15 protein-coding genes are annotated in these 14,885 nt (G+C 68.0%); all 15 read right to left on the minus strand.

Features of this window, described 5'->3' with window-relative positions:
• Positions 1-26 precede the first annotated feature (26 nt).
• A complete protein-coding gene (locus CXB49_RS11115; RefSeq protein ID WP_158300782.1) occupies positions 27-281 on the minus strand; it encodes an acyl carrier protein in 255 nt (84 codons plus the stop codon).
• Positions 265-3,000, minus strand: coding sequence for a hypothetical protein (locus CXB49_RS11120; RefSeq protein ID WP_101708455.1), 2,736 nt, complete (start codon positions 2,998-3,000; stop codon positions 265-267). Before CXB49_RS11120 ends, CXB49_RS11115 begins: the two co-directional genes overlap by 17 nt.
• A gap of 20 nt (positions 3,001-3,020) precedes the next feature.
• Positions 3,021-4,316, minus strand: coding sequence for an IpaD/SipD/SspD family type III secretion system needle tip protein (locus CXB49_RS11125; RefSeq protein ID WP_101708456.1), 1,296 nt, complete (start codon positions 4,314-4,316; stop codon positions 3,021-3,023).
• 131 nt (positions 4,317-4,447) lie between these two features.
• The gene (locus CXB49_RS11130) at positions 4,448-5,704 is read right to left on the minus strand and encodes an IpaC/SipC family type III secretion system effector (RefSeq protein ID WP_158300783.1); all 1,257 of its coding nucleotides are present in this window, start codon (positions 5,702-5,704) and stop codon (positions 4,448-4,450) included.
• A gap of 16 nt (positions 5,705-5,720) precedes the next feature.
• The gene (sctE, locus tag CXB49_RS11135) at positions 5,721-7,466 is read right to left on the minus strand and encodes a type III secretion system translocon subunit SctE (protein ID WP_101708458.1); all 1,746 of its coding nucleotides are present in this window, start codon (positions 7,464-7,466) and stop codon (positions 5,721-5,723) included.
• Positions 7,463-7,966, minus strand: coding sequence for a type III secretion system translocator chaperone SicA (gene sicA, locus CXB49_RS11140; RefSeq protein WP_101708459.1), 504 nt, complete (start codon positions 7,964-7,966; stop codon positions 7,463-7,465). Before sicA ends, sctE begins: the two co-directional genes overlap by 4 nt.
• A 118-nt stretch (positions 7,967-8,084) precedes the next feature.
• Positions 8,085-9,140: an EscU/YscU/HrcU family type III secretion system export apparatus switch protein gene (locus tag CXB49_RS11145; protein WP_101708460.1), complete on the minus strand. Its 1,056-nt coding sequence runs from the start codon at positions 9,138-9,140 to the stop codon at positions 8,085-8,087.
• Between the two features lies 1 nt (position 9,141).
• Complete coding sequence (sctT, locus tag CXB49_RS11150; RefSeq protein ID WP_101708461.1) at positions 9,142-9,909, minus strand: type III secretion system export apparatus subunit SctT; 768 nt, start codon at positions 9,907-9,909, stop codon at positions 9,142-9,144.
• 4 nt (positions 9,910-9,913) lie between these two features.
• A complete protein-coding gene (locus CXB49_RS11155) occupies positions 9,914-10,174 on the minus strand; it encodes an EscS/YscS/HrcS family type III secretion system export apparatus protein (protein ID WP_101708462.1) in 261 nt (86 codons plus the stop codon).
• Between the two features lie 28 nt (positions 10,175-10,202).
• Positions 10,203-10,862 (minus strand): EscR/YscR/HrcR family type III secretion system export apparatus protein, encoded by a 660-nt coding sequence (locus tag CXB49_RS11160; RefSeq protein WP_101710682.1) that lies wholly within the window; start codon positions 10,860-10,862, stop codon positions 10,203-10,205.
• Positions 10,852-11,745, minus strand: coding sequence for a YscQ/HrcQ family type III secretion apparatus protein (locus CXB49_RS11165; protein WP_101708463.1), 894 nt, complete (start codon positions 11,743-11,745; stop codon positions 10,852-10,854). Before CXB49_RS11165 ends, CXB49_RS11160 begins: the two co-directional genes overlap by 11 nt.
• A complete protein-coding gene (locus CXB49_RS11170; protein ID WP_101708464.1) occupies positions 11,745-12,764 on the minus strand; it encodes a type III secretion system needle length determinant, SpaN/EivJ family in 1,020 nt (339 codons plus the stop codon). Before CXB49_RS11170 ends, CXB49_RS11165 begins: the two co-directional genes overlap by 1 nt.
• Positions 12,752-13,207, minus strand: a complete 456-nt coding sequence (locus CXB49_RS11175; protein ID WP_101708465.1) for a hypothetical protein — start codon at positions 13,205-13,207, stop codon at positions 12,752-12,754. The genes CXB49_RS11170 and CXB49_RS11175 overlap by 13 nt, the downstream gene beginning before the upstream one ends.
• Positions 13,191-14,480, minus strand: a complete 1,290-nt coding sequence (gene sctN / locus CXB49_RS11180) for a type III secretion system ATPase SctN (RefSeq protein WP_101708466.1) — start codon at positions 14,478-14,480, stop codon at positions 13,191-13,193. Before sctN ends, CXB49_RS11175 begins: the two co-directional genes overlap by 17 nt.
• Complete coding sequence (gene spaK / locus CXB49_RS11185; protein ID WP_101708467.1) at positions 14,477-14,884, minus strand: SPI-1 type III secretion system chaperone SpaK; 408 nt, start codon at positions 14,882-14,884, stop codon at positions 14,477-14,479. Before spaK ends, sctN begins: the two co-directional genes overlap by 4 nt.
• Position 14,885: the final 1 nt, after the last annotated feature.

Consider the following 14,885-nt stretch of genomic DNA (forward strand, 5'->3'; position numbering starts at 1 on the left):
ACGGAGAACCCGGCCGCCGCCCGCCTTCACGCCGGCGCGTCCGCCTCCAGCCTGCGCCTCACGACGGCGCAGACATCGGCCACCGTGCGGATGCCGGCGATGTCGTCGACGCCGATCTCGATGCCGAAGGCGTCGTTCAACGCCATCACCATGTCCAGCAGCTCCAGCGAGTCCGCGTACAGATCGTCGACCAGCCTGGCCTGCGGCTCGAGCTTGCACTCCTCCACCGACAAGCAACAGGCCATCACCGCCACCACTTGCCGCTCAAGACCGGCGGGCATGGTTGCGCTCCTGGCTGCGCTTGGGGTCCAGATGCAGGCCATCGGTGGTCAAAGTGACCCCGGACGACGGACTCAAGGCCTCGCCGCGCCGCGCCTCGGCGGCGGCGTCTATGCCCAAGCCGCTCAGCAGCTCCGTCACCAACGGGTTGGCCGGCTTGCCGCGCGGCAACAGATTGGCCTCGCGGATCAAGGTGCGCGCAAAACTGCTCAGCGCCTGGCGTTGCCGCGCCAAACCCGGGTGCTCGGCCAGCACTTGCCGCAGTTGCGCGGCGTCGTCGCCCAGCGCGCCCGCCTTGCCGTCGGCGAAATCCTTCAGCACGCCGCTCTGCTGGGTGCTGTTGCCCGGCAACACGCGGTTGCGCAGCGCTTCGAACTCGCGTCGTTGCGCGAAGGGCTGCGTCGCGTCGGGTTCCAACGCGCCGCGCACCGCGCGGATCAGCTCGCCGCCCGCGTCGAGCGCGAAAGCGCGGCTGCGCAGATAGGCCTGGGTCGGCAGCGTGTACAGATTGCCGTCGCGGAACTTGAGCCCGCCGAAGCCGCCTCCGTCCGGTTCGGCCGCCCGATCCGCCGCCGCGTCCGCCGTCGGAGCGCCGTCGAGCCGAGGCGCTTGCGCATTGGCCGTCGGCTCGCTGGCCGCTTGCCGGCCGTCGGCGGCATTCAAGACCTTGGACAAGCCGCTGGCCACCTCGCTCGCGGCCTGATGCAGGCGCGCGCCGGCATCTTTAGCCGACGCCTTGCGCGGCTGAAGGCCCAGGCCGGCCAGAAACTCGCCCAGCAAGGGATTGACCCGTCCACCAGACGGCAGCAGATTGGTTTCCCGCATCAGGGTTTGCGCGAAACCGCCCAATGCCTGACGCTGCCGTTCCAGGCCGGGATGTCCGGCCAACACCTCGCCCAAGCGGCGCGCATCGGCGGCCAGCGCTTCCGGCGCGCCATCGGCGAATTGCCGCAGCAAACCGTCTTGCTCGATGCGATCGTTAGGCAATATCCGCTTGCGCAAGGCTTCGAACTCGCGCCGTTGCGCGAAGGGCTGCGCCGCGTCGGGCTCCAGCGCGTCGCGCAGCGCCTTGATCAGCTCCCGGCCGGCGGCATGGCCATCCACGGTCGAATGGAAGATCTGGCTGCGCAGATAAGCCTGGCTGGGCAGATTGCGCAGCGGACCGCCGCGGAAGGCCAGCGCGGCGAACTCGCCGGCAGACTCTCCGTCGAGGCTGGCGGCTTTCGGTTGCGCCGTCGCTTGCGGCTGTCCCGCTTGCGCCTCGCCCGGAGCCGGCGACGCCGGCCCTGCCTCGCCCAGCGCCGTTTTCATCAGTTCGGACAAGGCCCCCGCCACTTGGCCGGCCGCGTCGCGCAGCGCCGAACCGGCATCGGTCTGCACGCTCCGCTCGACGCCGGACGGCGCGTCGCCGAGGCTGGCGAATTGCGGCGTGGCGGGCGGATCGAGCCGCGCCTGGCGCGCCGTCGTCTCCAATTTGCCCGCTTGCGCCGCGCCCGGCGTCGGCGCCGTCAACGTTTCCTCGCCCAGCGCCGTGCTCATCAACGCGGACAAGGCTCCCGTCACCTGGCTGGCCGCGTTCAACAAGGGATGGCGCGCCTCCGACACGGCAGCCTGCTGCGGCGTCGGCAAGGCCTGGCTGCGGGCGACCTGCGGCGTCGGCATCCGCAAGGACGTCACCAGGCGCGAGGGCGCTCCGCCGTAATGGCGGTTGCCGTTGCGCGCATCGCCCAGATACGTGTCGCCGCGCTTATTCCAACGCCGGTTGTCCTGACGGTTGTCTTGGCTGTTGTCGTTAAAGTTGAAGTGGTAATGCACTTCCTGCGGCCGCGGCGTCTCTCCCGACTCCGCCGGGCCGGGGTCCGGCTTGGGCTGGGGCTCGGGCTGCTCGTCACGGACCGGGCGCGGCTGTTCCGGACTCTTCGGGTCCGGGACCAGCCCGTCCAGCACGCCGCGCAACAGCTGCGGCAGGATCGCCACGGTGTCGAGGTCGCGCGCCTGCCTGCCCAGGCTAGGACCGCTCAGCCCGAGCATCTCGCTGCGGCTCTGGCGCAGCGAGGTGAACGCCTGCCGCGCCGCGCGGTCCACCAGATCGATCACTTGCCGGCCGGTGGCCTCGTCCAGCGAACGGCCCAGCTGGGTCTCGACATAGGACAGGATGAACAGGCTGACCTCGCCGTGCATCAGCTTGTCGCCGAGCTTCATCGCGTCACCGCCGCAATGCTCGCTGGCCAACTGCGCCAGCTTGTGCTCCAGTTGGTTGCGCAGCTGATATTGCTTGTTGGTGCGCTGGGTCCACGGGCCGAAAGCGGATTTCGCGCCCAGGCCGTCGTTCAGGATTCTGGCGGTGTACTGCTTGGCCAGATCGTTCAGGGCCTGGCTCTCCTTCCCCTCCTTCCCCTCCTGGGAACATTGCTTCAGCAACTGGGCGTAGACCTTGGCGAATTCGGCGATTTCCAGTTGGGCGTAGACATTGGGCGAAGCCAGATACAGCTTGTCCAGGGCCCGGGCATCCGGCGAGGCGGCGAACAAGGTCGCCACGCTGTCGCGGGTGTACTGGGCCTTGAAGTCGGCCGGATCGGTCGCCGCGCGGCTGCGCGCCGGGTCGGCGCCGCCGCCGCGCGCCTCGCTAAGCTGCCGCGCCAGCGGGCTGGCCGGACGCGGCTCGCCCGACGGCATCGACTGCGAGCGCGTCAAAACGGGGGATGCTGCAGAAATAGGCATGGCGGAATGCTCCCGGGCGTTTAGCCTTGCAAGAAGGATTTGGCGGTTTCCGTGCAACTGCTGATGGTGCTGCTGAGCACCTTGACCAGGTTGTCGAACAAGGAGTTGGCGTTGCTGAGCTTCTGGGTCAGCGTCTGCAAGGTGTTTTTCAGGTTCTCTTCCTGCGCCTTGAAGCCGGACTGCCAGGACTGGTATTCGGCATTGTTCATTTCCACCTTCTTGTCGGAGGCCGGCACGCCGCCCGCCAGTTTGTTCAGCGCATCCATCATTTTCTGCAGCGGGCCGTTGTCGATGACCACCACATACTTGCCCGAGCCCGCCGGTTTTTCCTGGGCGACGGCGCCGGAACCCAGATCCGCGACCCACTTATCGGCTTCCGCCTTGCTGACCGTACCGCTGGCCGGGTGCAGAACACCGTTGCCCACGACGACGTAACCGCTACCCTGTTGCTGCACGCAAGACTCCGGCAAGCCCAGATCCTTGGCCTTCTGTTCGGCCTCGGCCTTGCTCACGGTGCCGCTGGCCGGGTGCAGGACCCCGGTCCCGTATTTCTTCATCAGGGCGTCCAGCTCCTGGTACAGCTGGCCGACGCTCAAGGTCACCTTGTCGCCCTTGTCGTTCGACGAGACCCAGCCGGCCATCTTGGTCAGGATGGCGCTGAAGTCCTGATAGAAGGCGATGTATTTGCCCACCACATTCTCATACACGCCGAGGTAGCCGTCCTTGATGTCGCTGATGGAGCCGCCGATCAGCGCCCACAGCTCGCGGTCGGAAATCATGCCGTTGGCGGCGCCCTTGGCCGAATACAATATGGGCGCGGCGGCTTCCCGCGCCGTTGGCGACGCGGCGGCGAACAGCGACTCCAGTTCGGCGCTCAAGCGCTGCTTTTGCTCCGGCGACATCGAATAAGCGCTTTGCGCGACGCCGTTCAGGCTGCCGACGAACTGCTGGACATTCAGCGTCTGCATGTCCCTGGCCTCGTCCAGCGTCGCCTGCTGCGCGCCGCGCTGGATGCGGACCGACTCGGCCGACGGCTGCTCGCCGCCGGACACCGCCGCCGCCCAGCGCCGATCGGCCAGCCTGCTTTCATAGCCGCCCTGTCCTTCCACCGCGCGCCGGACTTCCTGGTTCGATTGGCTCAGCGCGTCCGCCTTGAGCCGCGCGGTGTTCAATTCGGACGCCGCGGGGCCCGGCGCGACAACGGCGCTGGCCGCGGTGGCGCCGCCGGAAGCGTCGGCCCGCGTCGAAGCGGCCGGGGTTTCGGTGGGTTGCGGCCGCGTCGGCTGCAACAACGATGAAGTTTGGATGCCGTACATGGAATTCCCCTGCATGGCCGACGCCGAAGCAGGCGCGATGGCGCGGCCGGATGAATGGTCAGGAAAGCCGCCCCGCCCGAAAGGGCGGCGGCGGCGGGCGGCGCGCGGAACGGCGCCGCCCGTTTAGCGGATCAGGCGCGGATATTGCCGGCCACGGCGCCCATCGCCGCGCTCTTGGACTGGCTGATGCTGTCCAGGGTGCGCAACAGTTCCTGAACGAAACTGTCGGACTTGCGGCTGCTTTCGCGGGTTTCCTCGGACGCGGTATTGGCTACGCGGCCGGAAGCCTGGCTGATCTGCTGCTCCGATTGCTCCAGCGTGGAGGCGTAGCGGCCCGAGCCGCCGGCGATATTGCTGGCCGCCGACGAGCTATCCATGATCGCCTTGCCGGCGGTCTGCTTGGCCTGGCCCTTGAGCTTGGTGTTGTCCATGGCCAGCTGCTCGGCCTGGCTCTTCACCGCCAGATCGTCGCCGGCGCTGCCCAGCGCGGTCTCGTGCTGCTTGGCCAGGCGCTGATTGCTGGACTGCAGGCCCAGCTTGTCGCCGGCCATGCCGTCGGCCACGCCGCCGGCGGCGTTGGACTGCGCACCCAGCTCATTCGCGCCCGGCTTGGCCGCGGCCGTCTGCGGCTTCAGGCCCACCTGCTTCAGGCCATCGGCGTCGGCGCCCAGCTTGACCGCGTTCTGGCGGCCCAGCGCGCTCTGGATGTTGCGCCCCTCGTCGCCCAGCTTGGCCAGCTTGGGCGCGTTGTTCTTCAGCGCGCCGCGCTCGGCGTTGATGCCGCTGAGACTCTTCTTCGCGCCGACGCCGGTGATCGCCATCTGGCCGACGCCCTGCGCGATGCTGCTGGATAGATTGGCCACGCCCTCGCGCACCATGGAGGCGGCGGTGGCCTTGGCGGCGTCGAAGCCGACCAGAGACAGCTTGTTGCTCAGCGTGTTGTCGGCGGTGCGCAGCGCCGACATCAGCACGATGGCGGCGACCAGCAAGGCCGCGCCGCTGGGCGCCAAGCCGCTGATGTCGAAGCTCTTGCCCTGCTCGGCCTGCTCCTTGAGCTTGTCGTTCATCAGCTTGTTCACGCCGGACTCGACCTTGTCGAACAAGACGCCCAGATCCTGGACGAATTCCGGGTCCTTGGCTTTTTCGCTCAGATAGGTCTTCAGGCCATCGGTCACCTGCTTGCTGAGCTCGGTGGACGGCGGGCGCAATTGCGGACCCGACATCACCTCGGCCAGCGTCTGGCCGTCGCGGCCGGCGCCGGCCAGGATGGGCAGGATGTCCTTGACGTCGACCAGCGACTTGGCGACGGGCGATTTTCCGACCACGCCGGAATCAAGCGCCGCGGGATGAAGATTGAGCGTGGAAGCGCTGCCGATAATGGTTGCCATAATATTCTCTCCTACCTCAAGCGTGGCTCTGACGCAGCACGAAACGGCCGGCTTCCGCATTTTGTTGCATCGCGGCGGACATGGTCGTGGTCAGTTCCTGGGTGATTTTCTGGGTGCTGGCGAAGACTTCCACCGCCTGCTTCAGCCATTGTTCGATCTGGTCCATCGAGGCGCGCGCCAGCGTGAAGTCGGCCAGCATGTCGCTGGCGTTCTTCATGAACACGCCCTGGGCCACATTGCCGCCGGCCTGGCTGGTCGCCTGCACCACTTCGCCGCCGACCACCACGCGGCTCAGCGTATTGGCCATCATCTGCTTGGCGGCGGCGTCGGTTTGCAGACCCAGGCTGTTGGCCAGCCGCTGGAAGCCCTGGCTCAGCACCTTGCTGCCGTTCTTGGCCAGTTCCTTCAGCATATTGGGCACCATCTTCTTGATGGCGTCGCCGACCAGCTTGCTGAGCGCGCCGCCCAGTTTGCTGGCTGCGCCCTTGCCGACCACGGCCACCACGACGATCACCGCGACCATCGCCACCGCGGCCAGCACCGCGCCTATGATGGAGCCGGCCAGCTCGGCGGTCTTCTTGTCCACCCCCAGGCCTTCCAGCGCCTTGGTGATGGCCTTGCCTATCAGGTCCATCAACGGCTTGAGCACCTTGTCCATCAGCGGCTTCAAAGCCTCTTCCATGAAGGACACCCCGGTCGTGGCCTTGACCACCTCGTCCGCCACCATCAGCGCGACGCCTATCGCGGCCAGCGCCAGGCTGGCGCCGCCGGTGAACGCCGCGGCCACGACGCTGACCACCGTCAGCACCGCGCCCAGAATCTTGCCAATGCACCCCATGGTGCGATTGAGTTCTTCCGCCTTGCGCACTTCTTCCTTGTACTCGGCGGACTTCTTGTCCATTTCCTTCTGGCGGCCTTCCTGCATGGCCTGGAACAGTGCCAGATCGTTCTTCAGGCTGTCTTCGCTGTTCTTGCCCACCATCTCGACGAACATCGCCATCAACATGGTCAACTTGGCGACGCCGGTCAGATGGTCTTCCGCGCCTTGCTGCGCCGCCTCGCTCCGGACATTGAGCCCCTGGGCCTGGGTCAGCAGCTTGTCGGCCTTTTCGGTCTTGTCCTTGGCCAGCACATGCGCGTCGGTCGCGACCTGTTCAGCCTTGTCGGCCTTGAGCTTGGCGGCCTGGGCCTCGTTGGCGGCCTGGTCCCGCGCCGCCAGCGCCTGCTGATAGCCGGAGTCGTCCGGCGTCAGCCCATCCAGCTTGGCCTGGGCCATGGCCTGCTTCTGCTTGGCCGCCTCCAGCACCGACTTGGCCGTCTTCAGATCGCCCAGCGCCGCCTGATAGGCCTCGGTGGCCTGCTCGGCCTCGCCCACCGCCTGCTTCAATTCGCCGGACAGCTTCTCGCCCATCGCCACTTGCGCATCCATCATCGCGCGCCAGGTGGCGATGCGGCTTTCCAACTGCGCCAGCGACACATCGCCGAGCACGGCCATCAGCTGCCCCAGCAACAAGGTCAGCTTGCCCGCGCCGTTCAGCTCGCCCTTGGCGCGCTCCGTCGGCTCGGTCAGCGGAGGCGTGTTCAGATCGCCGCGCGGCTTGGCCGTCCCGGCGTCCTCGCTGACTCGCGTCGTGAACAAGGCCTGAGCCGACTTTTGCGCGGCATCGGCGAATTTCTCGCTGACCTGGGTGTTGCCCGATAGCGCTTTCGCCAGCTCGGCACTGCCAAGATTGAAGCCTTGACCGATAGTATTACCGCTCATACTTGCTCCTTTTCCTGCTGACGGGATGACTCGGCCTCCGTCTCCTGCAAGCTGTCCAGATACGCCTGGGCCTTGGCGCGCAGCGACTCGTCGCCGCTTTGCTCGCACACCAGTTCGAAACACTGCCTGGCCTTGGCCGCCTTGCGCATGAACAGCTGGCACTGGCCGGTGAAGAACACCGGCCGGTAGTCGCTCTTGCTCAGGGCGAAAGCCACCGCGTACAGATCGGCGGCTTTCTGGAACTGTTTCTTCAGCTGGCACACGGCGGCCAGGCCCATGATGTAGTCGGGGTTGTAGAAGTCGTAGATGCAGAGGAAGCGGAAAAAGGTTTCCGCCTCGTCGAGCCGTCCCTTGTGGTAAAAATCGTAAGCGTGGGCGTACAGGCCTTCCATCATGTCCTGCGGAATCCCGTGCACGTCCTTCAACGTGGCGCCGCCGCTCACGGCCTCCCAGACCATCTCCGCAAAACGGTCGTCGCTGACGTTTTCATTAGCGTCCATCACAAATCTGCTCCTGAGTAAGGTCACCAACCCGGCAGAGCTGGCTGGTGCCCCGGCCTCTCGGCTGGGGACACCGTCATTTAACCGCGCCCGCCGGGGTCAAACATTCAGGAATCGCTCACGGCCCGGACGGTTCGTCGTCGGGCCGACCTGCGTTTTCCACCTGCTCCAGCCAGGCCAGCAGCCGCAGCACCTCGTCGACCTCGTCGAGGCTGATGAAGGAGTAGCGGCGGTGGCTGGCGAAAATGCGCCGCGCCAGCGGCACGTCGCGAACCACCGGCACGCCGACTTTCTCGGCGTAGGCGCGCACCGCCAGCGCCCGCTGGTTGGTTTCCATCACCGAGACGAAGGGAATCGGCACCAGCTCCGGCCGGAAATAGATGCCGACGGCGATATGGGTGGGGTTGGCGACGATCAGCCGCGAGTTCTCGATATCCGACTTCACCTGCTCGGACAGGATTTCCATATGCGCCTCGCGCCGGCGCGACTTGATCTCGGGATTGCCTTCCTGCTCCTTCATCTCGCGCTTCACTTCCTGCTTGTCCATCTTCATGTCCTTCATGAACAGGAAGTATTCGGCGACGGCGTCCAGGATCAGGATCAGCGCGATGCAGCCCAGGCAGGTCAGCACCAGCGACAGCAGCAGTTCGCGCCAGACCGTCGCGACGTCCATCACGCCGCCGTTCAGCTGGGCGAACAGCAGCGCCTTGTGCTTGCGCCAGATCAGCACCACCGCCACCGCGAAGCTGGCCAGGTACAGCAGCGCCTTCACCGCCTCCTTGATCGTGCGCAGGCTGAACAGCTTCTTGAAGCCGTTGACCGGATTGAGCGCCTCCAGATTGAGCTTCAGCGCCTCGCTGGCCAGCACGAAGCCGGTCTGCAGCAGCACCGGCAGCGCCGAGGCGAAGACGCACAGCAGAAAGATCGGCAGCAGCAGCTTCAGGCCCAGCCAGAACACCGCCTGGGCGTAGCCGTGCATGTCTTGCTGAAAACCGCCGGCTATCGCCTGGCGGAAAGCGCCCATCAGCTCCACCAGCGAGCCGAAGGACACCAGATAGGCGACGCCGCACAAGGTCAGGCAGGCCACCACCAGATCGCGGCTCTTGAAGGACTGGCCCTTCTTGGCCGAGTCCTGCAAGCGCTTGCGCGTCGGTTGTTCGGTCTTGTTGGCCATCTCAGCGCACCAGCCAGCCGCCCAGCGCCTCGGGACGGAAGCCCAGCCGCAGGATCGTGTCCGGCAGCACCGGCGCGAAATACAAAAGCATGATCAGCAGGGCCACCGCGCTTTTCACCGTCAGCGACACCGCGAAGGCGTTCATCTGCGGCGCGAAGCGCGACAACAGGCCCAGCACCGCCTCGGACAGCAGCAGCGCCGCCATCACCGGACTGGCCAGCACGATGGACTTGGCGATGACCTGGTTCAGCATGCCCAGCACCGGCGCCAGCGGCGGCAGGCCGTCGCCGAGCGGGTCCAGCAGCTGATAGCTCTGCCGCATCACGTCCAGCATCAGCCCCATGCCGCCGCCCTGCAGGTAGACGGCCGCGGCGAACAGATTGAACAGATTGGCCAGCTCCGAAGTGTCGACGCCGTTGGCCGGGTCTATGCTGCTGCTCAGCGTGGCGCCGCGCTGGTTGTCTATGATGCTGCCCAGCGCGTGGAACACCCAGAACGGCCAGGCCAGCAGGCAGGCCAGCAACAGGCCGACCGTCGCCTCCCGCATCAGCAGCGCCAGCAGCGGCAGCGCCTGGAAGGCCTGCTGGGCCAGCGGCGGATGCGGCCACAGCCCCAGCGCCACCATCATCGCCACCGCGGTGCGCACCATGCCGGTCAGCACATTGCTGTTGAGAAACGGCAGAATGAAGAACACCGGCGCCACCCGGGCGAAGCCCAGCGCCGCCGCCGCCACCCAGCCGTGGACTTCGAAGAACAGCGAGAACGGCATGCGGCTATCCCCTGGCCAGCGCCAACCGCATCACTTCGCGGCCGAAGCCCAGCAGGGTCTCTCCGTACCAGCCGGACAAGAGGAACAGGCACAGGCTGACGCCGAACAGCTTGATGCCGAACGGCAGCGTCTGTTCCTGCAATTGGGTGACGGTCTGGAACAGACCGACCAAGAGGCCGATCACGGTGGCGACCACGATGGGCCAGGCCGACATCAGCAGCACCAGATACAGCGCCTTGTTGCCGGCGAAAACCAGATCGTTCATGGCAAACCTTTCATGCTGGGTCCTGGCGCTAGGTGGCCAGGTCCAGGTATTGCAGGACCAGGCCCTTGGACAGCAGCGTCCAGCCGTCCAGCGCGACGAACAGCACCAGCTTGACCGGCACCGATATCGTCACCGGACTCATCATCATCATGCCCAGCGCCAGCAACACGCTGGAGATCACCAGATCGACGACGACGAAGGGCAGGTAAAGATAAAAGCCTATCTTGAACGCGCTCTTGATCTCGCTGAGCGCGTAGGCCGGCAGCAACGCGAAGATCGACGGTTCCTCGTCGGCCGCCGCCTCGCCGGTCTCGCGCTCGGTCCGCTGCGTCTGCGCCTTCTCGAAGAAGCTCACCAGATCGGGATCGGAATATTTCTTCAAATAGCCGCGGTAGCCGTCCAGACCGCTTTCGACGAAGCCACTGACGGCCTCGACGCTGCTGAAACTGACCTGCTCCTGCTGGTAGTAGCTGTAGGCCTGCTGCGCGACCGGCATCATCACGAACATCGACAGCATCAGCGCGATGCCGTTGAGCGTCATATTGGACGGCACCTGCTGCAGCCCCAGCGCGTTGCGCACCATGACGAAGACGATGGAGAACTTGACGAAGCAGGTGCCGGACGCGATCAGGAACGGCAGCAGCGTCGAAAACGCCAGCAGCGCGATCAGCGAAATATCATTCGACATCGTCCAGCCCGCCCCGCCACTGCGCCAGCTCGACGCCGAGCCGGCCATCCATCTGCACCAGTTCGCCGCGCCCCATCAGGGCGCCGTTGGCGCGCACTTCGACGCGGCGCTCGGCATCGGGCACCAGCGGCAGCAACTCGCCCTCGCACAGCCGGCGCAGCTCGTCCAGCGTCACGCAGCTTTGCTGCAGCACGAACTCCAGCCGCACCGGCAACTGGCCCATTCCATCCAGCGGCCGCTGTTCCCGCGCCGCCTCCTCTTCATTGCGCCATTCCATGACGATTCCTTCCTCAATGCATCGATAATGTCCGATCGCGCGGCCGTTGCAGCGCACGTCGGCGCTGGTTTCGGCGATCAGCAGCACGTCGCCGGCGCGCACGGTGGCCAGCAGCGCCAGGCTGATGTCGCTGGCGCCGGCGATGAAGCTCAGCGGCAGCGGCAGGCCGTCCAGCGCGTCGGCGCCGGCGTCCGGCATCGGCTCGGGCGCCCGCTCCAGCCATACCGCGCCCTGGGCGGTCTGCGCCTGCAGCAACGGCCGCCGCGGCAGCTCGCCGGCGTCGCTCAGCGCGCCCACCCGCAGCCGCCCTTCGCCCATCTCCGGCATCGGCCACGTCAGCGGCGCCTCGCAGGCCGCGATCAAACGGGCCGCCTGCTCGTCGCCGCCGGCGGCGCTGGCCAGCACCGCCAGATCCGGCGCCATGCTTTCCAGCCAGGCCCGCGGCTCCAGCCAGCCGCGCCAGCGGCCGGCCCCGTCCGCCACTTCCAGCCAGCGGCCGGCCTGCGGCGGATAGGCCATTTCGGCCTGCCAGCCCTGGGCCGCCCAGGCTGCCGCGACGCGGCGCAGCGCATGGTCGCGGCTATCCAGTCGCCTCAGTTTCAGCATCAGGCCTCCTCTTCCTCGTCATGCTGCCGGCGTTGATCCCGCCCGCCGCCGTCTCGGCCGTCCCCGGCCAGATTCCATTGCTGCGGATTGCCGCTCTGCCACTGTTCGCTCAAGCGCTGCTGCACCAGATTGTCCGACGGCTGCAGCGTCAACTGCGTCGCCCCTGGCGAAGCCTGCACGGTGACGGCATGGCCGGCGCCCCAGCTCTGGAAGCGGTAGGTCAGGCCGGAGGCTTCCGGCGCCGGGGCCGTTTGCGGCGCGGCCGGCGCAGGCTGGGACTGCGGCTTCGCCTGGCGCGGCGCCTCGGCCGGAAGCGGCGGCGCGTCGACTCTGGCCGCCTCCGCGCGCACCGGCGCGGCCGCCTGCCCGGCCGGCGCCGCGTCCGTCTCCGGCTTGCGCGGCGGGCGGGCGGGCGCCGGCGCCGTTTCGCCCGCCTGCGGCGCGGTCGCGCGCAGATGCTCGCGCAACAACGGTTCCAGGCCTTCCCGCTGTTGCGGCCAGGCCGGCTGCGCCTCTGTGCGCGGCTCGGCCGCCGCCGGCGCAGGCGAATGCCCCGCCGGCTTCGCCTTGTCGCGCGCCGGCGTCGATATCGGCATCGTTTCCGCCGCGGTGGCGGCCACCACCTCTTGCAGCCGAAGCGGCAGACGCGCCGCGCCGGACGCCGCATGCGGCGCCGGCATCGACAGCGCGCTTGCGCCGGACTGCCCCCGCCGGCCATCGTCTCGATGCGCCAGACCAGCGGCCTTGCCCACCTCGCCGCGCTGCTGCGCCGGCGTTTCGCCGGCGCGCCGGCCTCCCTGCTTCAGGCGGAGCGCCGCCGGCAGCGGCGCCTGCCATGGCCATGCCGTCGGCGGCATGGCCGGCTCCGCGCCCTGTTCGTCGCCGCCCTTGCGCTCGTCGCGCGACGGCTTGGCCTCCAGGCGGCCAGCCTCGCGCTCGAAAGCCTCCTCCACGCCAGCCGTCTCGATTTGCTGCGTCGGCGCCGCCGCCGCAGTCGTTGTCGGGATCACCACGTCCATATCCTTGCCTCCTCCTGTTCGGCCTCCTCGCGGCGCAAGCGCGACAGGCGCTCGCGCCGGCGCTGCAGCCGCGCCCAACGCTGGTATTTGTCTTCCTTGCGCAGCCAACGGCTGCGCGTCTCGGCTTCCTCGGCGCGCAGCTGTTCCAGCCGCTGCCGTTGCACCCCAAGCTCTCCGTCCTGCAGGTCCAGATTCTGCAATTGGCGGCGCAGCACCGCCTGCCGGCGCTGCAAGGCGAACAGGCCGCCCCGGTCGAATACCGTTCCTTGCGGCCGCTGCGCCTGCAATAGTTGGCGCAGGCCATGCCGCTGGCCGGCGATGTCGTCCTGCTCGCGCCGCAAGTCCTCGTCCTCGCGCGCCAGCCTGGCCAGCGCCTGTTCGCTGCGGCGCTGCGCCGCCCGACAGCGGCCCAGCAAGGCGTCCAACCTAGCCCGCAAGCTCATCGAGCGCCCTCAGCGTGCCCTCCAGCGGCGCGTCCTCGTCCATCCGCTGGCGCAACCAGCGCAGCAGCGGCTCGCGCCGCCGCATCGCGTCGTCGTTGTCGGCGTTGTCGCCGGGCCGGTATTCGCCCAGGTCGATGAAGACCTGCAACTCCTCCAGGCGCGCCAGCAGGCCCCGCGCGGCGGCGGCGGCGCGTTGCTGCCCGGCGCCGGTCACCTGGCCCGCCACCCGGCTGGCGCTTCTGAGCACGTCTATCGCCGGGTAATGTCCCTGTCCGGCCAGCTTGCGGCTCAGATAGATGTGGCCGTCCAGAATGGAGCGGATCTCGTCGGCCATCGGGTCCGGCTCGTCGTCGCTTTCCAACAGCACCGTGTAGAAGGCGGTGATGCTGCCGGCGCCGGTGGCGCCGGGACGCTCCAGCAATCGCGGCAGACTGTCGAACACCGAGGCCGGGTAGCCGCGCCGCGCCGGCGGCTCGCCGGCCGACAGCGCCACGTCGCGCAAGGCGCGGGCGTAGCGGGTCATCGAATCGACGAACAGCACCACCTTCTTGCCCTGGTCGCGGAAATACTCGGCCACCGTAGTAGCCAGCAGCGCGGCGTTGCAGCGGTCCACCGAGGCGAAGTCCGAGGTGGCGTACACCAGCACGCAGCGATCGCGCTTGTCCGAGCCGCGCAGCGCCTCGACGAATTCGGTGACTTCGCGGCCGCGCTCGCCGATCAGGCCGACGACGAAAACGTCGGCGTCGGCCCGCTCGATCAGCATGTGCATCAGCATGGTCTTGCCGCAGCCGGCGGAGGCGAAGATGCCGACGCGCTGGCCGACGCCGCAAGCCAGCAAGCCGTCTATCGCCCGGACGCCGGTGGCCAGCGGCTCGCGCACGCCGACGCGGCTGGCGTAAGGCGGCGGGTCGGCGTCTATGCCGCGCGCCTCGCCGCCGACGCCGGCCGCCGGCGCCAGCCGCTCGACGACCCGTCCGGTCGGATCGAGCACCGCCCCCAGCGTGTCCGCTCCCACCCAGGCCGACAGCGTCTGCCCGGTCGGCTGCAGCACCGCGTCGCGCGACAGGCCGCGGGCATTGCCGATCAGGCTCAGCACCGCGCGCTCGCCATGCAGGCCGACCACCTGGGCGCGCGCCACGGCCTCGCGCTCGCGCCAGCCGGCGCGAATCTCGCACAACTCGCCGATCGCGACGCCTGGCAGCGAGGCTTCCAGAATCGGACCGCTCAGCTTGTGCGGGCTGGCCAGACGGCGCAGCAGCCGCGGCGGCTTCATCTGAGCACCGTCCCGCAGAAGCGTTCCAGGCTGTCGAAGAAGCCGTTCAGCGCCTCGGAAAAGCGCTTGCCGTCGGCCAGGCTGGCCGGGTCCAACAGCGCCTTCAGTTCCAGCGCGCCGTCGGCGCGCGCCAACTGCAGCTGGCCGCCGCGCGCATAGCCGCAGCCGTCCAGCAAGGCGTTCAACAGTTCGGGCGCGCGCTGCGCCAGCGCCTCGTCGCCATGCTCGGTCAGCCGCGCCCACAGCCAGACCTCGTCGCCGTCTGCGGCGACATGGATGCTGGGCAGATCATGCAGATCCAGCGCGATGGTGGAATGGCCGTCCAGCTCGCCGAGCAGGCTGGGGTCGCAGCCGCTTTCCTGCAGCGCCGAGCGGACCAGTTGGGCGATATCCAGTGCGAACATA

The sequence above is a fragment of the Chromobacterium sp. ATCC 53434 genome (assembly GCF_002848345.1).
In the GTDB taxonomy this organism is placed as follows: Bacteria; Pseudomonadota; Gammaproteobacteria; order Burkholderiales; family Chromobacteriaceae; genus Chromobacterium.